Origin of the sequence: Microbacterium sp. Leaf179 (assembly GCF_001423785.1) — a bacterium.
In the GTDB taxonomy this organism is placed as follows: Bacteria; Actinomycetota; Actinomycetes; order Actinomycetales; family Microbacteriaceae; genus Microbacterium.
On sequence record NZ_LMPH01000003.1, the window covers coordinates 253,290 to 274,982 of the forward strand.

Genomic DNA, 21,693 nt, shown 5'->3' on the forward strand with positions numbered 1-21,693 from the left:
CGAGCGGCAGTCTCCCTATGCGCGGATCGCGGCGGGGGATGCCGCGCCGAGCCGTCGGCGCAGCCACGCGCTGGTTCTGCCGAGCAGGTAGAGCAGCGCCCCGATCGCGGTGACGAAAAAGCCGATCGGGAGGTTGGTGGTGTAGGCCAGAGCGATCGAGCACCACACGGTGACCAGGGCGAACAAGACCGACAGGGCAATCGCGATGACGGGTCGACGGGTCATCGAGCGTGCGCCGGCGGGCGGCCCCACCAGGAGTGCGAACATGAGCAGCGCCCCGACGATGGGCACGCTCGTGGTGGTGGCGACCGCAAGCAGAAGACCGAAGACGATGGTCATCGCCCGGGGGTTGACGCCGCGCGCCATCGCCATGTCCGGGAGGGTGGATGCCAGCAGCAGCGGCCGGTACAAGACCGCGACCGCCACCACGCACAGTGCCCCCAGGATCGCCATCGGCACCAGCTCCGACATCGACACACCGAGGATCTGCCCGAACAGCAGGGCGAAGATCTCGGCGGAGTACTGACTCGAGCGGCTGACGAACAAGACGCCGAGGCCGAGCATCGTGACCAGCGCGAGCGCGGTGATCGCGTCGTTGCGGGCACGACGCTCCATGATCGAGATCGTCAGAGCGCCGCCGACGGCGAAGACGCCGAGGCCGACGAGCGGGTCGATCCCCAGGAGCACGGCGCCGGCCGCACCGGCGAACGCGCCATGCGGTACGGCGTGGGCAAGGAAGGCGTTGCCGCGGATCACGACGAAGAAGCCGACGATCCCGGCGATGACGGCGACGATCGTGCCGGCGATCCAGGCGTTGGTCATGAACGGGGCGAACATCACGGCACCGCCGCTTCTGACGCAGTGCCGGGGGCCGGTACGGTGGCGGACGGCCGGCGATGGCGGGTGCGACGCAGCGCCACCGCAAGGCGGGTGCCGAGATAGAGCAGGAAGACGAGGGTGACGATGCAGAAGCTGGCCGGCCAGCTGCCGCGGGGTCCGGCCCAGTAGTAGCTCTCGTACGAGATGAAGCATCCCACCCAGGTCACGGCCACGCCCAGCACGGCGGACAGGGCCACGGCCAGTCCGAAGCGCCGGGTCATCAGCAGCGCGGAACTGGCGGGCCCGATGAGCAGCGCGGTCGACAGAATCGCGCCGATGGTGAGCGAGGACAGCTCCACGGCGAGGGCGAGTGCGATCAGGAAGACGATGCCGGCGAGTCGGACCGGCACCCCACGCGCGACGGCGAGGTCGTGATCCACCGATTCGACCAGCAGCCATCGGTAGACCGCTCCGATCAGCAGCAGGGCGATGATGCCGAGGACGATGACGGCCGGGATCAGGTTGTGGTTGAGGACGAACAGGGAGCCGAACAGCACAGAGATCGCGGCGTTGCTGGTATGGCCGAGGGTGGTGTCCCAGAACAGGAACAGCGCGGTCAGGCCCATGCCGAAGCCGAACACCACACCGGTGGCGATGTCGCGGCCTTGGATGCGACGGATGCCGATGGCTTCCATGAGCAGGGCGGCGATGATGCCGGCGCCGACGAATCCCCAGAGCTGGCTGATGCCGATCAGGAAGGCGCCCGAGCCTCCGACGGCTCCGAGATCGGCGAGCGCGTGCCCGGCGAACGACTGCCCACGCATGACGGTGAACACCCCCACGATGCCGGTGACGATGGCGACGACCCCGCCGACGATGAGTGCGGCCTGCACGGTGGGGCTGGCGAAGAAGTCGGCCAGGCTCGCCCCGTCCGCACTCACGCGCCGCTCCTCGGCAGCGGGGCGTGGTGGACTTCGTCGGGTAGCGGCCGGGTGTCGTCGGCGAGCACCATGATGCGCCCCTCCGCGCGGATGACCCGGATCGGGCGTCCGTACAGTTTCGTGAGGACGTCCTCGCGGACGACCTCGTCCGGCGCGCCGGTCACGGCCCGGCCGCCGGCCAGATAGACGAGGCGGTCCATCACCGGCAGGAGCAGGTTCATGTCGTGGGCGGTCATCACGATCGCCAGGGGCGTGTTCCGGCGCAGCCGGTCGAGGAGCTCGACGATGTCCTGTGCGCTGGCGGGGTCGAGGTTCGCCAGAGGTTCGTCGAGCAGAAGCAGGGCGGGATCGCTGATGAGCGCATGAGCGAGCAGGACGCGCTGCTGCTGACCGCCGGAGAGCTCGCCGATGCGCTGCTGGGCGAAGGCGTTCGCCCCCACGGCGTCGAGGATGTCGTCGACGCGCCGGCGGAACGCCGTGCCGCGCACCGGCAGCCCGAGATGCCCGCCGTCGATGCCCAGGGCAACCACGTCCCAGGCCCGCAGCGGGGCGTCGGGATCGAGGGCCACCTTCTGTGGCAGGTACCCGATGCCGCCGCGGCCCCCGCGACGGGGTCGTCGCACCTCGCCGCTGCTGGGCTTCAGCACGCCGAGGAGGACGCGCAACAGCGTGGTCTTGCCGGCGCCATTGGCGCCGATCAGGCCGACGAACTCATGGGGGGCCACGGTGAGGTCGACCTCGTCGAGAACCTGGTGGCCCGAGAAGGAGGCGGTGATGCGCCGGGCGGAGAGAACTCCGCTCGGCGCATCGCGGTGGTCAGTCATCTAGCCCAGCGACTCCGTCGAGGTGCCGTTGGCGACCGCGTTCTGCAGTGCCGTGAGTTCTGCCTCCATCCACTGCTGGTACGTGTAGTTCAGCGGCATCGTCTCGTAGACGCCGACCACGGGGATGCCGTTCTGCTTGGCGAGGTCGAGGTAGTGGGTCGTGATGTCATCGGTGACCTGCTGGTTGTACAAGAACACCTTGATCTGCTTGCCCGTGAACAGCGCATCCTGCGCCGCGGAGTCCTGCGGCGACGGGTCGGTGTCGTTCATGATCGCCGCCTGCAGTGACCACGGCGTCTTGATCGTCACCCCGGCGGCCTGCGCGGTGTAGCCGGACAGGGCCGAAGGTTCCATCGCCGGCGAGTTGGTCCCGCCCGCCTCGAGCATGTAGTCCGCGACCGGCTCGGTGACAGCGACCGGCGTGCCCCCGTACTGCTTCTGGAAGGACGCGAGCCCATCCGTCCACGTCTTCAGCGATTCGTTGAACGTGTCGAGATTCGCCTTGAAATCGCTCTCATGCGACGGGTCGAGCGCCGCGAGGTCCTTCTCGATCTGCTGCGCGACCGCCGGCATCGTGGCGGGGTTGTACCACAGGTGCGGGTTCTCCGTGTCGTCCGGAACACCGAGCACCTCCTGAGCGTCGATGACCTTTCGGTCAGCGTTCGGGGATGCGCTGGCGAGATCGGTCATGAAGTCGTCGTAGCCGAGGCCGTTCTGGATGAGGATCTGCGCAGTGCTGAGCTCTTTCGCGACACTCGGGTCGGCCTCGAACGTGTGCGGGTCGGTGTTCGGATCGCTGAGGATGGCGTCAACGCTCACATAGTCGCCGCCGATCTGCGATGCGACGTCCGCGTACTCGTTCTCTGCGGCGACGATCACGATCTTGCCGCCGCTCGGGGTGCTGGACGATCCTGGGCTCGAAGCCTGTGAGCAGCCGGCCAAGGCAACCGCGACAGTCGCGGCGGCGATGGCAGCGACCACGGTTCTGGTCATGCGCATCGATTTCCATCCATTCCAGGGACCCGGTCCCATTCAGTGGTCGTATTGAGAGTGATTCTCAATACCGGTCTAGCGTATTGCATTCGATCGTCGCGATCGACCAAAAATGAGAACGATTATACGTATCGACAAGCCGGAAGGAGCAGTGATGGTTGCCGCCCGTCTGCCGCCGGTCCGCTGCCCATCCACCGGTGGCTATCTGCTCGACATGATCGTGGTCGGACTGCGCGTCGTGTCGGGCTCCGCCGTGCGTGGCGGGCAGGGTGGAGCCGTGCGTGTGTCGGAAGCCGTCGAGGGGTATCTCACCCACCTCTCCGACGTGCGTCGGCTCTCGTCGGCGACGGTGCGCGCGTATCGGGCCGACCTGGCCGACCTCACGGGAGCGACCGGCGATCCGGAGGTCGCGGCGCTCGGCATCGAGGACCTCCGCGAGTGGCAGTGGGAGGCGTCCAGATCAGGGCTGTCGAAAGCCACTGCTGCGCGACGGACGTCGGCGGTGCGGGGATTCCTCGCCTGGGCGAAGGACGCGGGGCTGATCGACGGCGACCCCGCCCAACGCCTCGTCGCCCCCAAACGCGGTCGCACGCTGCCGGCCGTCGCCACCGCCCAAGCACTCGAGGGCGTCCTCTCGACGGCGGCCGAGAACGCGCGCGAGGGCGATCCGCTCGCGCTGCGCGACCACGCCCTGCTCGAGATGCTCTACGGCTCCGGCGCCCGTGTGTCGGAGATCTGCGGTCTCGACCTCGACGACATCGACCACGAGCGTCGTACCCTGCGTCTGCGCGGGAAGGGCGACAAGGATCGCATCGTGCCCTACGGGGTTCCCGCTGGCGTCTCCCTCGACGCCTATCTGATCCGTGCGCGCCCGGTCCTCACCGCACGGGGTGAGGGGGGCGCGGGGCGCGCGGTGTTCCTCGGCGCGCGAGGCCGGCGCCTGGGACCACGGACCGTGCACTCGCTCGTCTCGCGCACCGTGGCCCCCGTCGTCGGGGCCGAGACCTTGGGACCCCACGCGCTGCGCCACTCCGCCGCAACGCACCTGCTCGACGGAGGGGCCGATCTGCGCGCGGTGCAGGAGATCCTCGGGCACGCCAGCCTCGGGACCACGCAGATCTACACCCACGTCTCGGGGGAACGGCTGCGGGAGGCGTACAAGCTCGCGCATCCGCGGGCCTGAGCACCCGCGGGCCTGAGCATTCGCGGGCCTGAGCACCCGCGGGCCGGAGCCGCCGAGGGCTTGGCGTCGGGGCGTCTGCATCCGCGCGCCGGGCATCCGAGCGCCGGAGCATCAGCGCACCCGAGGAGCTATGGGGCCGAGGCGCGGACCGAGCGAGCTCGAGCGTGCACGGGCTCGATCCTGCGCGGGCCCGAGCACGCCCGACTCCGCGTCACGGCCCGAAACCTCGCCCCGATGCACGTCCTGCGCGGCCAGCCGCTGGCGCTCGCCCCGTCGGCGGACGTAGCGTGAGCCGGGTGAATCGCCGATCCGTCTCCGCCGCGGCGGGTGCCGTCGTGCTCGTCCTCTCTCTCGCCGGGTGCGCGCTGCAGCCGACCCCCGTCGAGACGCGCCTCCCCCCGGGAGCGGTCGTCACCTCCGCGCCTCCGACCGCTGCCGCGCCCTCGCCGACGGTCGTCACCCTGCCCCCGACCACGGCGCCGACGGTCGCACCCGCGCCCGATCCCTCGACGCCGGCGTCGGACCCCGATGCCCTCTCGTGCGGCGACGGAGGCTCGCAGAACGTCTCGGGCGCCGAACAGACGGTCCGCGTCGTCGGCACCTGCGCCGAGCTCACCGTCTCGGGGACCGCGCTGACGGTGGATGCCGCGGGCGCGACGATCCGATCCCTGCGCGTCTCGGGCGATCGCGTCCGGGTGTCGACGTCGGCGATCGATGCGCTCGTCGTGCAGGGCAACGACGCGGCGATCTCGTCGAGCGGCGCCATCGGCAGCGTCGACCTCAGCGGCGACCGCACGACCGTCGACGCCGGCGGTGCCGTCTCGTCGGTCACGGTGCGCGGACAGGACAACATCGTCCGCGCCGGCGGGGGAGTCGGCCAGACCACCATCGAGGGGCGCGGCAACCAGATCGGCTGATGCCCGGCCGCTCGACCGTGAGCAGGTGACGTCGCGGAACCGCGCCGCCCGGCCCCGTCGTCAGCAGCAGGGCAGCAGAACCGCCCGAGGAACCCCGCCCAGCAGCCGCAGCGGATTGATGTACTCGCCGTCCAGCCGCACGCCGAAGTGCAGCGTGTGCGGCCGGGTGTGACCTTCGGGGGCGACGGTGCCCACGACGGCTCCGCGGGCGATGCGGTCACCGGCGACCAGGCCGGTCGCCACGGGCTCGAGGGTCGTGACCAGACCGTCTCCGTGGTCGATGGTGACGACGAGGCGTCCGGCCACCGCTCCGGCGAAGGCGATGCGACCGTCGGCGGGGGAGCGCACCGGCTCGGGGGCTGCGAGGTCGATTCCGCGGTGGCCCGGACCGTAGCGGTGGGCGGGGGCTTCGAAGGGGCGGAGGAGCTGCACCGTCTGCACCGGCCACACCCACCCCCGATCGGCGAGCGGATCGCCGCCGACCGTCGGGTTCGCCGCGAGCAGCAGGGCGAGGATCATCGCGAACCGGAGCGCGCGCAGGACGAGGAACCGGGATCGCATGGCCGAAGTCTCCCGCCCCGTTCCGTGCCCTCGAGGGCGAATCGGGCGTGACGGTGACGGTCCCTCTCCTGCACGCGGTGGGGAGGAGGCGTCCTGTATGCTGGAGGACGCATCTCGCTTGTCGGGATGACTCCGCGTGCCCTCAGCGCAGCGCGCCGCCCCTCGGGGCAGCGCATCGCGCGGCATCCACACCCCATGGTCCTCCGCTCCGGCGGATGGCGGGTGTGCGCCGGGCACCAGGCTCGTCGGACGCATCGTCCGACGCGAACAACCACAACCACGGCGCGAAAGCGCCCAGAAACAGGAGTACGACCATGGCCGTCGTCACCATCCGCCAGCTGCTCGACAGCGGCGTTCACTTCGGACACCAGACCCGCCGGTGGAACCCGAAGGTCAAGCGCTTCATCCTGACCGAGCGCTCCGGCATCCACATCATCGACCTGCAGCAGTCGCTCGGGTACATCGACAAGGCGTACGAGTTCGTCAAAGAGACTGTCGCGCACGGCGGCACCATCCTCTTCGTCGGCACCAAGAAGCAGGCGCAGGAAGTCCTCGCCGAGCAGGCGACGCGCGTGGGCCAGCCCTACGTCAACCAGCGCTGGCTCGGTGGCCTCCTCACCAACTTCCAGACGGTGTCGAAGCGCCTCGCCCGTATGAAGGAGCTCGAAGAGCTCGACTACGAGAACCCGGCCGAGAGCGGCTTCACCAAGAAGGAGCTGCTGCTCAAGAAGCGCGAGCTCGACAAGCTGCACAAGTCGCTCGGTGGTATCCGCAACCTGCAGAAGACCCCCTCGGCCATCTGGGTGGTCGACGCCAAGCGCGAGCACCTCGCGGTCGACGAGGCCAAGAAGCTCGGTATCCCCGTCATCGGCATCCTCGACACGAACGCCGACCCCGACGAGTTCCAGTACCCGATCCCCGGTAACGACGACGCGATCCGCTCGGTGAGCCTTCTCACGCGCATCATCGCCGACGCCGCCGCCGAGGGCCTGATCCAGCGCCACCAGCCCGCCGGAGAGGCCGAGGCCGAGGCCGCCGAGCCGCTCGCCGAGTGGGAGCGCGAGCTGCTCACCTCGGGCACGTCCGACGAGGCTGCGGCCGAGACCGACGCCGAGACGACCGAGGCCGCCACCGAGTCGGCTGACGACGCCGAGGGCGCCGAGGCTCACGACGAGGCCGTCGCCGACGCGTCGGGCGAGACCGCGACCGAGGTCGCCGACGCCGAGGCCACCGACAGCAAGTAAGCCGCGCGACCCCCGGTCACCCTCGGGTGGCCGGGGCGTCACCCGCACAGGCTACGATCCGGCGGGGTCGTGACCGCCCCCTCTTCGCGAGGGTGGTGACACGGCCCCGCCGGGCTCACATCTAGAACGCAAACGACAAGGAGACCGCCACACCATGGCAAACTTCACGATCGCCGACATCAAGGCGCTGCGCGAGCAGCTCGGCACGGGCATGGTCGACACCAAGAAGGCGCTCGAAGAGGCTGACGGCGACGTCGAGAAGGCCGTCGAGATCCTGCGCCTCAAGGGTGCCAAGGGCAACGCCAAGCGCGCCGACCGTTCGACCAGCGAGGGCCTCGTCGCCGCGCGCGAGGTCAACGGCACCGTCACGCTGCTCGAGCTCGCCTGCGAGACCGACTTCGTCGCCAAGAACGAGCGCTTCATCGCTCTGGCCGACAAGGTCGTCGACGCGGCATCCGCCGCCGGCGCCGACTCGGTCGAGGCCGCCCTGGCCGCCGACGCCGACGGCAAGACCGTCGAGCAGCTCATCTCGGACGAGGCGGCGATCATCGGCGAGAAGGTCGAGCTCCGTCGCGTGCGCACCCTCTCGGGCGACAAGTTCGAGGTCTACCTGCACAAGACCAGCAAGGACCTGCCCCCGCAGGTCGGCGTGGTCCTGGCCTACACGGGTGACGACGCCGAGACCGCTCGCTCCATCGCGCAGCACATCTCGTTCGCCAACCCCTCGTACCTCACGCGCGACGCCGTGCCCGAGGCCGACGTCGAGAAGGAGCGCGAGATCGTCACCGAGATCTCCCGCAACGAGGGCAAGCCCGAGGCGGCCCTTCCGAAGATCGTCGAGGGCCGTGTCAACGCGTTCTTCAAGCAGGTCTCGCTGCTCGACCAGGACTACGCGAAGGACAACAAGCTGTCCGTCGCCAAGGTCGCGTCCGACGCCGGTCTCACCCTGACCGACTTCGCCCGCTTCAAGGTCGGCGCGTAATCCACGCATGACGAGGCCCGGGATGCCATGGCATCCCGGGCCTTTTCCCTGCCCGGGGGTCGTTTCGGTCGACGCGGGCGGGGAGCTAGTTTGTTCAAGACGAGAGGACACCACACGTGATCGATGAAGCCACCAAGCGCCGCCGTGTACTGCTGAAGCTGTCGGGGGAGGCATTCGGCGGGGGCCAACTGGGTGTGAATCCCGACGTCGTGAGCCAGATCGCCCGCGAGATCGCCGAGGCGGTCGACCGGGTCGAGATCGCGATCGTGGTCGGCGGTGGCAACTTCTTCCGCGGGGCCGAGCTGAGCCAGCGCGGCATGGACCGCGGGCGCGCCGACTACATGGGCATGCTGGGCACCGTGATGAACGCGCTCGCCCTGCAGGACTTCCTCGAGCAGGCGGGAGCGGCCACCCGCGTGCAGTCCGCCATCTCGATGACGCAGGTCGCCGAGCCCTACATTCCGCGTCGCGCCGTGCGTCACCTCGAGAAGGGTCGCGTGGTCATCTTCGGCGCGGGAGCGGGGCTGCCGTACTTCTCCACCGACACCGTCGCCGCCCAGCGTGCGCTCGAGATCGGCGCCGTCGAGGTGCTGGTCGCCAAGAACGGCGTCGACGGCGTCTACACCGCCGACCCGCGCACCGACGCCGACGCCGTCAAGCTCGATCACCTCACCTACCGCGACGCTCTGCAGAAGGGCCTGAAGGTCGTCGACTCGACGGCGTTCAGCCTGTGCATGGACAACGGCATCGACATGCGCGTGTTCGGCATGGAGCCGGCCGGCAACGTCACCCGTGCGCTGCTCGGCGAGACGATGGGCACCCTGGTCACCACATGACGCGCCGTGCGGGCCCGGGGAGCCGGGTCCGCACGCGGCTAGACTGAGAAGTCAGTCCCAACGAATGGAGTCACCGTGATCGCCGATGTCCTCGCCGATGCCGGAGCGCGCATGGATCGTGCCGTGGAGGCCGCCAAGGAGGACTTCGCGACCGTCCGTACCGGACGCGCGAACCCCCAGATGTTCCAGAAGGTGCTGGTCGACTACTACGGCTCGCCCACCCCTCTCGGTCAGCTCGCCTCGCTGAACAACCCCGAGGCCCGCACGCTCGTGGTGAACCCCTACGACAAGTCGGCGCTGAAGGCGATCGAGCAGGCCATCCGCGACATGCCGAACCTCGGGGTCAACCCGACGAACGACGGCACGATCGTGCGCATCACCATGCCGGAGCTCACCCAGGACCGCCGCAAGGAATACGTCAAGATCGTGCGCGGCAAGGGCGAAGACGCCAAGGTGCAGGTGCGCAACCTCCGCCGCAAGGCCAAGGACGACCTCGACGCGCTGAAGAGCGATGTGGGCGAAGACGAGCTCGTCCGCGCCGAGAAGGACCTCGATGGCCTCACGCGCACGCACGTCGACAAGATCGACGAAGCTCTCAAGCGCAAAGAGGCCGAACTCCTCGAGGTCTGAGTCATGACCGACCTGCCCGAGACCGGCGACACCGATCCGGTCGATCCGACCGATGCCCGCCGGTCCGATCCGGTGCGCCGTTCGCCGATCACGGGCGAGGGCGTGACCGCCATCGAGTCGCAGCTGCGGGCGATGCGCACCGACGCCGAACAGCACATCGCGCACGCCCGCGCGGAGTTCGACCAGGCCAACGAGCGTCTCAAGCAGCGCACGGGCCGCGACCTCATCGTCGCCACCCTCATCGGCGTGGGCATCGGCGTGATCGTGATCGCGTCGCTGGTCTTCGTCAAGTGGCTCTTCGTGCTGTTCGCCGCGGCGGCCATGGTGCTGGGCGTGCTCGAGTTCTCGCGCGCGCTCCAGGTGGCCGGGCGGCGCGTCGACGTCGTACCCCAGCTCGTCATGGGCTTCCTGCTCGTGCTCAGCGGGTTCTTCCTCGGCGCGTGGGTGCACTGGGTCGCCACGCTGGTCGCGGTCGTGGTGGTCATCGTGTGGCGCCTCACCGCGCAGCTGTTCTCGGGCGACGGTCGCGCGCCCATCGAGGTGATCGGCGACGTTCTCGTCGGCGGCTTCGTGCAGCTCTACGTCCCCTTCCTCACCAGCGTCGCGCTGATCCTGCTCGCGCAGCCGCGCGGCGAGTGGTGGGTGCTGGCGTTCCTCATCCTGGCCGTCGCCGCCGACACCGGCGCATACGTGTCGGGCTTGACGTTCGGGCGGGGCGGGCGGCATCCGATGGCCCCCCGCATCAGCCCGAAGAAGACCTGGGAGGGCTTCGCCGGGGCCTGCGTCGCCGCCCTCGTCGCCGGGGCGCTGCTGGCCGTCTTCATGCTGCAGGTGCCGTGGTGGGCGGGTCTCATCTTCGGCGCCGTCGTGCTGGCGACGGCGACGGTCGGCGACCTGGGTGAGTCGATGCTCAAGCGCGACCTCGGCATCAAGGACATGAGCTCGTGGATCCCCGGCCACGGGGGAGTGCTCGACCGCCTCGACTCGATCCTGCCGTCGGCCACCGCCGCGCTGGTGATGTTCTACCTGCTAGCCCCGCTGGGAGTGTCATGACCGAGACCCCGATCCACGATCGAGTGAGCGCGACGCCGTTCCCCGAGGCCTCCGGGCGCTCCAAGGGCTACGAGAAGCGGGCCGTCGACGCCTTCCTCGCGCAAGCGCGCGAGGCGTTCGAAGCGGATGCCGACGGAGCGCTGCGCTCGTCGGAGATCCGCGCCGCCGCCTTCCCTCTCGTGCGCGGCGGCTACGCGGTCGCCGCCGTCGACGCGGCGCTCGGACGCGTCGAGGACGCCTTCGCCGCCCGCGAGCGGGAGTTCGCGCTGTCGCGCCTGGGCGCGCGGGCGTGGGTCGCCGAGACCCGCGACACGGCCCAGGTCGTGCTCGATCGTCTGGGCCGCCCGCGCGGCGAACGCTTCGATCGTGTCGGCCTGCTCCGTTACGGCTACCGGGTCGACGAGGTCGACGTCGTCGCCGACCGAGTCGCGGGGTATCTGGCGGCGGGCCACCCCGTCACGCCCGAGCAGGTGCGCGCCGTCGCCTTCCGCATGCAGCGCGGCGGATACCGCGAGGCGCAGGTCGACGCCGTGCTCGATGCCGTCGTCGAGGTCATGCTCGCCGTCGGATGACCCGTTCACGTGGCACGCGCCCGCGGGCGTCGGTAGACTCGAGCACACTGTGACTGCCGGTTCAGACCTCTCGCGTGCCTCCTCGTCCCGCGCCGCCCGCCGGGGCGTGGGTTCCGTCGACGTCGTGCCGCCCGCGCTTCCGCGTCGTTCGGCGCCGCGCTGGTCTCGCCGACGCGGAGTGGTCGGTGTCTTCGCCTCGTGCGCCGCGGTACTTTTCGCCGCCGCGTACGTCGGTCCGATGGGTGCGGCGCTGACGCCGGCTCAGGCGGACGAACCCCGCACGGTCACGCTGTACGCCGAGGGTCTCGGAGATACGCAGGCCGTATCGACCTCGGGCGAGAAGCAGGCTCCCGTGCTCGATCGCTCGAGCTACAACGTCTACGTGAAGCCGAAGCCGACCCCGACACCCACCCCCACGCCGTCGAGCGGGTCGGGATCGTCGGCGGGCGACGCCGGACCGCTGTTCTACTCCGGCGGCGGTGCCCCGGGCGAGTGGATGGCGGCGGCGGGCATCTCCGACGCAGACATGGGCTACGTCGACTACATCGTCAGCCGTGAGAGCGGCTGGAACCCGAACGCGACCAACCGCTCCTCGGGCGCGTGCGGTCTCGTGCAGGCGCTGCCGTGCAGCAAGGTGCCCGGAAACGGCTACGACCCGGTCGACAACCTGCGCTGGGCCACCGGGTACGCCACGGGCCGGTACGGCAGCTGGGCCGGGGCCTACGCGTTCTGGACCAGCAACCACTGGTGGTGAGCGGCGCCCATGCCCCGCTCCCGTAAACGTCGTCCGGAACCCGGCCGCGGCGAGGATTCCCTCGACCGCCTGATCGCCGGGTGGAAGCGCACCGAGGTCAAGCGCGGGATCGACTGGACCGTGCAGCCCATCTCGGCACCGCAAGCGCTGAAGGACTACGTCTGCCCCGGCTGCGGTCGCGCGGTCGTGGCCGGAACCGCCCACCTCGTCGTCTGGCGGGCCGACGGCGTGCTCGGCGACGCCGCCGACCTCGCCGCCCGACGCCATTGGCACACGCACTGTTGGAGGATCGCCTGATGGAGATACGCGGACCCGTTCTGCTCCCCGCCCGTCGCGAGGACATCGAGCTGCGGACGGTCGACGAGCTCACCCTCGTCGGCGAACTCGCTCTTCCGCTGGAGCGGGAACCCGTCGCGACGCTGGTCACCCTGCATCCGCTGCCGACGGCGGGCGGATTCATGGACTCGCACATCCTGCGCAAGGCCGCGGGGCGTCTGCCGGCCCTGGCCGACCTGGCGGTGCTGCGCTTCAACACGCGCGGCACCACGTCACCCCGCGGAACGAGCGAGGGCACTTTCGACGGGGGAGCGAGCGAGGTGTTCGACGTCGCCGCGGCCGTGGACTTCGCGCGCGAGCGGGGTCTTCCCCGACCGTGGTTGGTCGGGTGGTCGTTCGGCACCGAGCTGGCGCTGAAGTACGGTCGCGATCACGACGTCGAGGGCGTCATCCTGCTCTCGCCGCCGCTGCATCGTGCGACGGCCGACGAGGTCGCCGCGTGGGCCGGCGACGCGCGGCGCATGGTCGTGCTGGTTCCCGAATTCGACGACTACCTGCGACCGGATGAGGCGCGGGAGCGCTTCGCGTCCGTTCCGGATGCCACCCTGATCGCCGTCGAGGGCGGGAAGCACCTGTGGGTGGGCGAGACCCAGACCCGTCGGGTGCTCACCGAGATCGTCGCCGCCGTGAACCCCGACGCGCTGCCGCTCCCCGTGGAGTGGGATGGCGACCTCGACGGCTGACGGTGATGTCCTACGTGAGGCGAACGGCTCGGCCGGTCTCGCGGGGTGACGGAGCCTCGATCACCGCTCGTTCTGCCGCGGGATGATCACCTCGCGGTAGATGATGAGGATGCTCGCGGCCACGGGGATGGCGATGAGGGCGCCGAGCAGGTTGAGCAGCGCACCGCCGGCGAGGGCCGAGATCACGACGACGGCACCGGGTACCGACACGGCGCGGTTCATGATGCGCGGCGAGATGACATACGCCTCGATCTGCATGTAGACGAGGTAGTAGACCAGCGCGATGAGCGCCGTCGTGGGAGATCCGAGCCCGGGCAGGAGGCACGTCAGCACGATGATCGTCGACCCGGTGAGCGTACCCACGAGCGGGATCAACGAGAAGAAGAAGGCGATCACGGCGAGCACGGCCGGGAAGGGCGCGTTGATGATCGACAGGAAGATCGCGCTCAGCACGCCGTTGATCACGCCCAGGCTCACCTGACCCATGACGTAGTAGCCGACGGAATCGGTGATCTTCTCGGCCAGCTCGATGAACCGCGCGCGCTTCGACGCGGGGACCAACTGGTAGACCGCCGACTTGAGCGACGGGGTGGATGCCGTGAAGTAGATCGTCAGGATGAGCACGATGAACGCGCCGCCGAGGCCGGCCGCCACCGCACCGCCGATCGTGAGGAGGCTGTTGCCCACCATCGTCGAGATGGACCCCACGTCGAGCGTGGTGACCCACTGCTGCACACCGGCCCACACCTCGTCGAGGCGCAACCAGGGGAGGGTCTGCTCGACCCAGGTCTGCACCTGCGTGACGATCTCGTTCCACCGGGTCGGCTGCAGGAGCTGCTCGATCTGCACCACGAGCTGGGTGATCTGCCCGACGATGATCGGCACGACCATCACGATGATGCCGGCGAAGATCCCCAGCACCCCGAGGATCGTCACGAGGACCGCCGCCCACCGGGGGAGACCGCGCTTCTCGAGGAACGAGACGACGGGATCGAGGCCCAGCGAGAGGAAGAGGGCCGTTCCCACGTACAGCAGGATCGTGGACAGGTTCTCGACGCTGCCGATCAGCAGCAGCCCGACGCCGACGCCGAGCGTCGCCAGCAGCGCCACCTGGAAAGGATTGTGGATCTTCATGACGACGACTCCCGCCTCGGACGGGTGCGACGGCGCCCGTTGTCGTCAGGATACTGACGCCGCGCCCTCGAACGTGCGCGACGGGCCTCGCCGCGAACTTTCAGGCGTCCTCGGCTAGTCTGAAACGTCGATTCTTCGGTGGTGCCAGGGCCGCCGGTGGGGATGGTGTGAAGAGTGAGATTTGTCTGGGCCGTGGTGGCGTTCGTCATCGCCGCCGCCATGATCGGTGCGGGCATCGCTCAGCGGACCGTATTCCAGGGTCCGTCCGAGACCACCGCGGCCGTGCAGACCGAGGGCACCACGCCCTACACGCTCATCGACGGGTCGGTTCTCACCAGCACCCCGGGCGCGCAGACGCTGCGCGTCGCGGGTGACGGAGCCGTGTTCGTGTCGTACGGGCGCACCTCCGACATGCAGGCGTGGCTGTCGGACACGCGGTACACCTCGGTGGTCCCCGGCGGCGAGGGCAGCCTCCAGACGTCGGTCGTCGAGCCCACCGCGACCGCGACGGGCGAGGTCGCCGGGCGCAGCCCGGTCGATTCCGACCTGTGGCTCGACGAGTTCGAACAGACCGGTTCGCTGTCGACGACTCTGCAGCTTCCCGCCGACATGAGCGTCCTGGTGGCTTCGGACGGCACCGCTCCCGCCCCCTCCGACATCAGCGTGACGTGGCCGATCGACGACAGCACACCCTGGGCGGGCCCGCTGATCGTGGGCGGCGGCATCGCTCTTCTCGCCGGTCTCGTGCTGTACCTCCTCGGCATCCGGCACGTGCGTCGTTCGCGACGCCCGCGCCGCAAGGGCCTCCCGCTGCCCGTGACCGAGCCCATCTCCATCGGCGAGTCCCGGACCGCGGGCACGGGTGTCGTGAGCGAGTCGCCGGCCCGTCGGGGTCGGGTACGCGGAGCACTCGGCGGCGGACGACGCGCCCTCATCGCGGTCCCCGCGCTCGGCGTCTCGCTCACCCTGCTCGCCGGCTGCTCCGCCGATGCGTGGCCGCAGTTGGCCGCCACCGAGACGCCCAGTGCGTCCCCGACCGTCATCGTGCCCGAGGGCCAGTTCCCGCCGGCCGTCACCGAGGCGCAGGCGACGCGCATCGTCTCGCGCGTGTCGACCGCGGTGACGCAGGCCGACGCGTCCCTCGACAAGACCGCCGCCGCGACCCGCCTGACGGGACCGGCGCTCGCGGAGCGCGAGACCAACTACACGCTGCGGGCGGCGATCACCGACCGTCCGGCCCTCCCCGCCATCCCGGCCGAACCGGTGCAGATCATCCTGCCGCAGACCACCGGCGCGTGGCCGCGCACGCTCATGACGGTCGTGGAGTCCGCTGACGCGGCGACTCCGACCACGACGATCATGATGATGACGCAAGAGACGCCCTGGGCCGAGTACAAGGCCGCGTACGTCGGAAACCTCGAGGCCTCGACCAACCTGCCCGAGCTGGCCGCCCCGTACGTGGGCGCCACGCAGGTTCCCCCGGACTCGTCGTTCCTGGTCATGGAGCCGCAGAAGGTCGCGGAGGCCTACTCCGACATCATCAACAACGGGCAGAACAGTGCCTCGTACGGCCTCTTCGACACGGCGAACGACCTGCTGCTGACCGCCATCCAGGACAACAAGACCAAGCGCACCGACGAGCTGAATCAGACGGGTCAAGGCACGGCCGAGATCAGCTTCGCCGCCTCGGCCGGTCCCGCCTCGCCGATCGCTCTGGCCACCCTCGACACCGGCGCGATCGTCGCGGTCAACGTGTACGAGAGCGACACGGCCAAGCCCACGAACGCCGACGCCGTGATCAAGCTCGACAACAACCCGGCGGTGAAGGCGCTGACCGGCGTCGACCAGTCGGCGACGGGCTTCACCACCACCTACTCCGACCAGGTCTTCTTCTACGTCCCCAGCCAAGGCTCGGACGACCAGATCCGCCTGCTCGGCTATCGATCCAGCCTCCTCGAAGCGAAGGTGTCCCCGTGAGCACTCCCGCCCCCGGTTCCGTCATGCGCGGTGCCGTCGACCTGTCGTCGCTGCGCAACCGCCCGCAGCCGCCCGCCGCCGGTGAGGCCGCCTCGGCCGCCCCGGCCGCCCCGCCGTCGGGGGCGCTGCCCCTCGTCTTCGACGTCACCGACGCCAGCTTCGGCGAGGTGCTCGAGCTGTCGCGGACCGTTCCGGTCGTCATCGACCTGTGGGCGGAGTGGTGCGGTCCCTGCAAGCAGCTGAGCCCCGTGCTCGAGAAGGTCGTGACCGAGCTCGCGGGCCGTCTCGTGCTCGCCAAGGTCGACGTCGACGCCAACCCGCAGCTCGCCCAGGGCTTCCGCGCGCAGTCGATCCCGATGGTGCTGGCGCTCGTCGCCGGCCAGCCCGTGCCGTTGTTCACGGGCGCCGTCCCCGAGGAGCAGGTGCGCGAGGTGTTCGCCCAGCTGCTGCAGCTCGCGGCTCAGCACGGCGTCACAGGCACGATCCCCGTCGACGGCGCCGCCGATGCGGTCGCCGAGCCCGAAGAGCCGGTTCTGCCCCCGCTGCACGCCGAGGCGTTCGCCGCGATCGAAGAGGGCGACTACGCCCGGGCGATCACCGCCTACGAGCAGGCGCTGGTCGAAGACCCCCGTGACGCCGATGCCCGCGCCGGACTCGGACAGGTGCGCCTGCTCGCCCGCGTGCAGGATGCCGACCTCCAGGCCGCCCGTGCGGCCGCGGCCGCGGCTCCCACCGATTTCGACGCGCAGTTCCTGGTCGCGGACCTCGACCTCGTGGGCGGCCACGTCGACGACGCCTTCGCGCGTCTGCTCGATCTGTTCGCCGAGCTTCCGGCCGACGATCGCGCGCCCGTTCGCGAACGCATCCTCGAGCTGTTCGGTCTCGTCGGCGACGACGACGCCCGCGTCATCCGCGCGCGTACCCGTCTGGCATCCCTGCTCTTCTGAGCCAACGACGAAGGCCCCGCCCGATCGAGGGTGGGGCCTTCGTCGTTCGCCGAGGTCAGCTCCCGGCGCGGTGGTGCAGCCACAGCACGCCCAGGGGCGGGAGCGTGACGACGGCGCTGCCGCGGGAATCGGTCGTCACCGCACCGAAGTTGCCCCGACCCGAGCCGCCGAACGCCTCGGCATCGCTGTTGAGGATCTCGGTCCACGTTCCCGCTTCGGGCAGGTCGATGGGGAAGTCCCCGAGCGGGACGCCCGAGAAGTTGCACAGCACGGCGATGGTGTTGCCGTGGTGGTCGCGGCGCGCGAACGCCAGCACGTTGGGGTTCCACGCGGGAGCGCCCAGACGCGAGAACGCGGCACCGTCGTGGTCGCGCGACCACAGGGCGGCCTGGTCGCGGTACACGCGGTTGAGCTCGGCGACGAAGGCGTGCAACTGCGCGTGCGACGGCTGGTCGAGCATCCACCAGTCGAGGCCGCGCGACTCCGACCACTCCGACATCTGGCCGAATTCCTGGCCCATGAAGAGCAGCTGCTTGCCCGGGTGGCCCCACATGTAGGCGAGGAACGCGCGCATGTTGGCGAGTTTCTGCCAGTGGTCGCCCGGCATGCGGCCGAAGAGGCTCCCCTTGCCGTGCACGACCTCGTCGTGGCTGATGGGGAGCACGAAGTTCTCGCTGAACGAGTAGACGAACGAGAACGACAGCTCGCCCTCGTGGTGCGAGCGGTACATGGGATCGCGCCCGATGTACTGCAGCGAGTCGTTCATCCAGCCCATGTTCCACTTGAACCCGAAACCGAGTCCGGCGTGCGAGGTGGGGGCGGTGACCCCGGGGAAACTGGTCGACTCCTCGGCGATGATCGCGATGCCCGGGTAGCGCTTGTACGAGGTCGCGTTGACCTCCTGCAGGAACCGGATGGCCTCGAGGTTCTCGCGCCCGCCGAACTGGTTGGGCGCCCACTCGCCGTCGTTGCGGGAGTAATCGAGGTAGAGCATGGATGCCACGGCATCCACGCGCAGACCGTCGACGTGGAACTCCTCGAACCAGTACAGCGCGTTCGCGACGAGGAAGTTGCGCACCTCGTTGCGGCCGTAGTCGAAGATGAGCGTGCCCCAGTCCTTGTGCTCGCCGCGCCGGGGGTCGGGGTGCTCGTACAGGGGCTCGCCGTCGAAGCGCGCGAGCGCGAACTCGTCTTTGGGGAAGTGGCCGGGGACCCAATCCATGATCACGCCGATGCCGGCCTGGTGCAGCCGGTCGATGAGGTAGCGCAGGTCGTCGGGGTCTCCGAAGCGGCTCGTCGGAGCGTAGTAGCCCGAGACCTGGTAGCCCCAGGAACCGCCGAACGGGTGCTCGGCGAGCGGGAGGAACTCGACGTGCGTGAAGCCCTGGGCCCCGACGTAGTCGATGATCTCGTCGGCGGCGTCACGGTACGACAGCCCGGGTTTCCACGACGCGAGGTGCAGCTCGTAGATCGACATCGGGCGGTCCAGCGGAGCGGTCGTCGAGCGTTCCTCGATCCACGCGTCATCCGACCAGGCGTACTCGGACTCGGTGACGACCGAGGCCGTGGCCGGGGGGACCTCGGCCAGGCGGGCCATCGGGTCGGCCTTCTGGATCCAGGCACCGCCGCGGGTGAGGATCTCGAACTTGTAGCGGGTGCCCGCGCCGATGCCGGGCACGAAGAGCTCCCAGACGCCGCTGCCGCCCATCGAGCGCATCGCGCTGCCCGTGCCGTCCCAGCCGTTGAAGTCGCCGATCACGCGCAGGGCGCGGGCGTCGGGCGCCCACACCGTGAAGGCCGTACCGGCGGAGCCGTCCATCTCGCGGACGTGGGCGCCCAGGACCCGCCAGAGTTCTTCGTGACGCCCCTCGGAGATGAGGTGCAGGTCGAGCTCGCCGATCGAGGGAGCGTGCCGATAGCCGTCGTCGGTGGCGTTCTCGACCCCGTCGTCGTAGGTCGTGCGCAGCGTGTACCGGCCGGGGTTCTCGGCGAGAGCGACTTCCCACACGCCGCCGTGCACGTGCTCGAGGGTGACGCTGTCACCGGTGGCGAGATCGGCAGCCACCTCGCGCGCGAGAGGGCGCCGCGCGCGCAGGACCCAGCCGTCGGCGCCCTCGTGCACGCCGAGCACGCTGTGCGGGTCGTGGTGCGCGCCGTTCGCCACGGCATCCAGGATCTCGGGAGGAAGAGTGGTCATCGGTTCTCCTTGACGTGCAGGATGTGCACGGGCTCGGTGAAGGCGTCGAGACGCACGAAGTTGTGGTCGGCCCAGGTCCAGACCTGTCCCGTCACGAGATCTTCGACGTCGTACGACGTTCCCGGTTCGACACCCCAGACGGTGGTGTCGAGGTGGACGGTGCTCTCGCGGGTCGAGTGCGGATCGACGTTGGCGATCACGATGATCGTGTCGCTCTCGCCGGTGGGTGACAGGGCCGCATCGAGGTGCTTCGAGTAGACGAGGATCGCGTCGTCGTCGCTCCAGTGCACGCTGAGGTTGCGCAGCTGGCCGAGGGCGGGGTGCGCGCGTCGAGCCTCGTTGAGCATGCGCAGGTACGGGGCCAGCGAGTCGCCCGCCGCCTCGGCACCGGCCCAGTCGCGGAACTTGTACTCGAACTTCTCGTTGTCGATGTTCTCTTCGGCACCGGGACGCGCGACGTTCTCGTACAGCTCGTACCCGGCGTACACGCCGTACGTGGGGGCCGCGGTGGCGGCGATCGCGGCGCGGATCTTGTACGCCGGTCGGCCGCCGAACTGCAGGTACTCGGTGAGGATGTCGGGAGTGTTCACGAAGAGGTTGGGACGGAGGAAGTCGTCGGTCTCGTGCGCGAGGCCCGAGAGGAACTCCTCGAGTTCTTCCTTCGTGTTGCGCCACGTGAAGTAGGTGTAGCTCTGCTGGAACCCGGCCATCGCGAGCCCCTGCAGGGGAGCGGGGCGCGTGAACGCCTCGGCGAGGAAGACCGCGTCGGGCTCTTCGGCGCTGACGGTGGCGATGAGCCACTCCCAGAACTGCAACGGCTTGGTGTGCGGGTTGTCGACGCGGAAGATCTTCACGCCCTGGGCGATCCAGTGGCGCACGATCCGCAGCACCTCGGCGCGGATGCCGTCGGGGTCGTTGTCGAAGTTGACGGGGTAGATGTCCTGGTACTTCTTCGGCGGGTTCTCGGCGAAGGCGATGGAGCCGTCGGGCAGCGTCGTGAACCACTCGGGGTGCTCGGTGACCCACGGGTGGTCGGGAGAGGCCTGGAGGGCGAGGTCGAGGGCCACCTCGATGTCGTTCTCGCGCGCCGCGGCGACGAAGGCGCGGAAGTCGTCGAGGGTGCCGAGGTCGGGGTGCACGCTGTCGTGCCCGCCCGCGGCCCCGCCGATGGCCCACGGCGAACCGGGGTCGCCCGGCTGGGTGACGAGGGTGTTGTTCGGGCCCTTGCGGTTGGTCTGACCGATCGGATGAATCGGCGGCAGGTACAGCACGTCGAAGCCCATCGCGGCGACGGCGGGGAGGCGCTCGGCGGCGGTGCGGAAGGTTCCGCTGACGACGCTGCCGTCCTCGGCGCGCGTGGCGCCCTCGGAGCGGGGGAAGAACTCGTACCACGAGCCGACACCGGCGCGGGTGCGTTCGACGAGCAGTTCGGCGTCGCGCCCGACCGAGACCAGACCCATCAGGGGCCGGGCGTGGAACAACGCGGCGATCGCGGGGTCGCGGACGATGTCGAGGGCGACGTCGTCGTGCGTGTCGGGGTCGCGGAGTGCCCGCGCGGCGTCGTACAGCACGTCTTTGTCGCTGCCGGGGCGCTTCTTCTCGCCTCGGGCGCGGTCGAAGAGCTGAGCGCCCATCTCGCGCATGACGGCGACGTCGACGCCCGCGGCGATCTTCAGGTCTGCCGCGTGCTCCCAGGTGGCGAAGTCGTCGGCGTAGGACTCGAACCGGAACCGCCAGACACCCTGCTCGAGGGGGACCACGAGCGCCGACCAGCGGTCGAACCCGTCGTTCAGTGGGCTGAGACGGTGCAGTGATTCGTCGCCCGAGGGCGAGAACAGGCGCACGTGCACGCCGATCAGATCGTGTCCCTCGCGGAAGGCGGTCACCGTGAAGGGCACGGCTTCGCCGACGAAGGCCGACGGTCGGAACCGCCCGCCGGGAACACTCGGATGCGGAAGGGCCAGGGGGATGCGTGGGGTGACCACGTTCCGTGACGTCGGTGTCGGCTTGACCGGCCGCACGGGGATCGAGGCGGCACTGCGCCAGGGCAGCTCGGGCGTGAGAGTCGTCGTGTCAGCCACGGTCCGAACCTACCGCGGGGCGACGACGT

Annotated in this window: 21 protein-coding genes; 13 read left to right on the forward strand and 8 right to left on the reverse strand. The window is 69.9% G+C overall.

What is annotated here, in order from left to right; all coding sequences use genetic code 11:
* Nucleotides 1-15: 15 nt before the first annotated feature.
* From ASF96_RS12710 to ASF96_RS12725, 4 genes are read right to left on the reverse strand one after another with little or no spacing between them, the layout of a single operon-like run.
* Nucleotides 16-837 carry a metal ABC transporter permease gene (locus ASF96_RS12710; RefSeq protein WP_055939841.1) on the reverse strand — a complete coding sequence of 274 codons (822 nt, stop codon included), beginning with the start codon at nt 835-837 and terminating at the stop codon, nt 16-18.
* Nucleotides 837-1,760, reverse strand: coding sequence for a metal ABC transporter permease (locus ASF96_RS12715; protein ID WP_082509636.1), 924 nt, complete (start codon nt 1,758-1,760; stop codon nt 837-839). The genes ASF96_RS12710 and ASF96_RS12715 overlap by 1 nt, the downstream gene beginning before the upstream one ends.
* The gene (locus tag ASF96_RS12720) at nt 1,757-2,584 is read right to left on the reverse strand and encodes a metal ABC transporter ATP-binding protein (RefSeq protein ID WP_055939844.1); all 828 of its coding nucleotides are present in this window, start codon (nt 2,582-2,584) and stop codon (nt 1,757-1,759) included. The genes ASF96_RS12715 and ASF96_RS12720 overlap by 4 nt, the downstream gene beginning before the upstream one ends.
* Nucleotides 2,585-3,577, reverse strand: coding sequence for a metal ABC transporter solute-binding protein, Zn/Mn family (locus ASF96_RS12725; RefSeq protein ID WP_082509676.1), 993 nt, complete (start codon nt 3,575-3,577; stop codon nt 2,585-2,587).
* Between the two features lie 277 nt (nt 3,578-3,854).
* Between ASF96_RS12725 and ASF96_RS12730 the strand changes: the two genes are divergently transcribed.
* Both ASF96_RS12730 and ASF96_RS12735 read left to right on the forward strand, forming a co-directional pair.
* A complete protein-coding gene (locus ASF96_RS12730) occupies nt 3,855-4,760 on the forward strand; it encodes a tyrosine recombinase XerC (RefSeq protein WP_055940036.1) in 906 nt (301 codons plus the stop codon).
* 296 nt (nt 4,761-5,056) lie between these two features.
* Complete coding sequence (locus tag ASF96_RS12735; protein ID WP_055939848.1) at nt 5,057-5,677, forward strand: DUF3060 domain-containing protein; 621 nt, start codon at nt 5,057-5,059, stop codon at nt 5,675-5,677.
* A 60-nt stretch (nt 5,678-5,737) separates the two neighbouring features.
* Here ASF96_RS12735 and ASF96_RS12740 read toward each other — a convergent pair whose 3' ends face one another.
* On the reverse strand, nt 5,738-6,238 hold the full coding sequence (locus ASF96_RS12740) for a murein hydrolase activator EnvC family protein (protein WP_055939849.1): 501 nt from the start codon (nt 6,236-6,238) through the stop codon (nt 5,738-5,740).
* A 314-nt stretch (nt 6,239-6,552) separates the two neighbouring features.
* On the opposite strand from ASF96_RS12740, the gene rpsB reads away from it, so the two are divergent.
* The 9 genes from rpsB (at nt 6,553) to ASF96_RS12785 (ending at nt 13,328) form a co-directional block, all read left to right on the forward strand.
* Complete coding sequence (gene rpsB / locus ASF96_RS12745) at nt 6,553-7,482, forward strand: 30S ribosomal protein S2 (RefSeq protein ID WP_055939851.1); 930 nt, start codon at nt 6,553-6,555, stop codon at nt 7,480-7,482.
* Between the two features lie 154 nt (nt 7,483-7,636).
* Nucleotides 7,637-8,464 (forward strand): translation elongation factor Ts, encoded by an 828-nt coding sequence (tsf, locus tag ASF96_RS12750; protein WP_055836699.1) that lies wholly within the window; start codon nt 7,637-7,639, stop codon nt 8,462-8,464.
* A gap of 116 nt (nt 8,465-8,580) precedes the next feature.
* A complete protein-coding gene (pyrH, locus tag ASF96_RS12755; RefSeq protein ID WP_055939853.1) occupies nt 8,581-9,300 on the forward strand; it encodes a UMP kinase in 720 nt (239 codons plus the stop codon).
* 75 nt (nt 9,301-9,375) lie between these two features.
* Nucleotides 9,376-9,930 carry a ribosome recycling factor gene (gene frr, locus ASF96_RS12760; RefSeq protein WP_055836704.1) on the forward strand — a complete coding sequence of 185 codons (555 nt, stop codon included), beginning with the start codon at nt 9,376-9,378 and terminating at the stop codon, nt 9,928-9,930.
* A gap of 3 nt (nt 9,931-9,933) precedes the next feature.
* The gene (locus ASF96_RS12765; protein WP_055939855.1) at nt 9,934-10,983 is read left to right on the forward strand and encodes a phosphatidate cytidylyltransferase; all 1,050 of its coding nucleotides are present in this window, start codon (nt 9,934-9,936) and stop codon (nt 10,981-10,983) included.
* Nucleotides 10,980-11,555 carry a DivIVA domain-containing protein gene (locus ASF96_RS12770; RefSeq protein WP_055939857.1) on the forward strand — a complete coding sequence of 192 codons (576 nt, stop codon included), beginning with the start codon at nt 10,980-10,982 and terminating at the stop codon, nt 11,553-11,555. The genes ASF96_RS12765 and ASF96_RS12770 overlap by 4 nt, the downstream gene beginning before the upstream one ends.
* A 49-nt stretch (nt 11,556-11,604) precedes the next feature.
* Entirely contained in the window at nt 11,605-12,309 is a 705-nt protein-coding gene (locus ASF96_RS12775; protein ID WP_235560605.1) for a transglycosylase SLT domain-containing protein, read from the forward strand.
* A 9-nt stretch (nt 12,310-12,318) separates the two neighbouring features.
* Nucleotides 12,319-12,606 carry a hypothetical protein gene (locus tag ASF96_RS12780; protein ID WP_055836713.1) on the forward strand — a complete coding sequence of 96 codons (288 nt, stop codon included), beginning with the start codon at nt 12,319-12,321 and terminating at the stop codon, nt 12,604-12,606.
* Nucleotides 12,606-13,328: an alpha/beta hydrolase gene (locus tag ASF96_RS12785; RefSeq protein WP_055836718.1), complete on the forward strand. Its 723-nt coding sequence runs from the start codon at nt 12,606-12,608 to the stop codon at nt 13,326-13,328. The genes ASF96_RS12780 and ASF96_RS12785 overlap by 1 nt, the downstream gene beginning before the upstream one ends.
* 60 nt (nt 13,329-13,388) lie before the next feature.
* On the opposite strand, the gene ASF96_RS12790 is transcribed toward ASF96_RS12785, so the two are convergent.
* Nucleotides 13,389-14,462 (reverse strand): AI-2E family transporter, encoded by a 1,074-nt coding sequence (locus ASF96_RS12790; protein ID WP_055939859.1) that lies wholly within the window; start codon nt 14,460-14,462, stop codon nt 13,389-13,391.
* Between the two features lie 174 nt (nt 14,463-14,636).
* Here ASF96_RS12790 and ASF96_RS12795 point away from each other — a divergent pair, with 174 nt between their 5' ends.
* Both ASF96_RS12795 and ASF96_RS12800 read left to right on the forward strand, forming a co-directional pair.
* The gene (locus tag ASF96_RS12795) at nt 14,637-16,439 is read left to right on the forward strand and encodes a hypothetical protein (RefSeq protein ID WP_055939861.1); all 1,803 of its coding nucleotides are present in this window, start codon (nt 14,637-14,639) and stop codon (nt 16,437-16,439) included.
* A complete protein-coding gene (locus ASF96_RS12800) occupies nt 16,436-17,386 on the forward strand; it encodes a tetratricopeptide repeat protein (protein WP_055939863.1) in 951 nt (316 codons plus the stop codon). The genes ASF96_RS12795 and ASF96_RS12800 overlap by 4 nt, the downstream gene beginning before the upstream one ends.
* Nucleotides 17,387-17,441: 55 nt before the next feature.
* Here ASF96_RS12800 and glgB read toward each other — a convergent pair whose 3' ends face one another.
* Nucleotides 17,442-19,583 carry a 1,4-alpha-glucan branching protein GlgB gene (gene glgB, locus ASF96_RS12805; RefSeq protein ID WP_055939864.1) on the reverse strand — a complete coding sequence of 714 codons (2,142 nt, stop codon included), beginning with the start codon at nt 19,581-19,583 and terminating at the stop codon, nt 17,442-17,444.
* Nucleotides 19,580-21,664, reverse strand: coding sequence for an alpha-1,4-glucan--maltose-1-phosphate maltosyltransferase (locus ASF96_RS12810; protein WP_235560606.1), 2,085 nt, complete (start codon nt 21,662-21,664; stop codon nt 19,580-19,582). The genes glgB and ASF96_RS12810 overlap by 4 nt, the downstream gene beginning before the upstream one ends.
* Nucleotides 21,665-21,693: the final 29 nt, after the last annotated feature.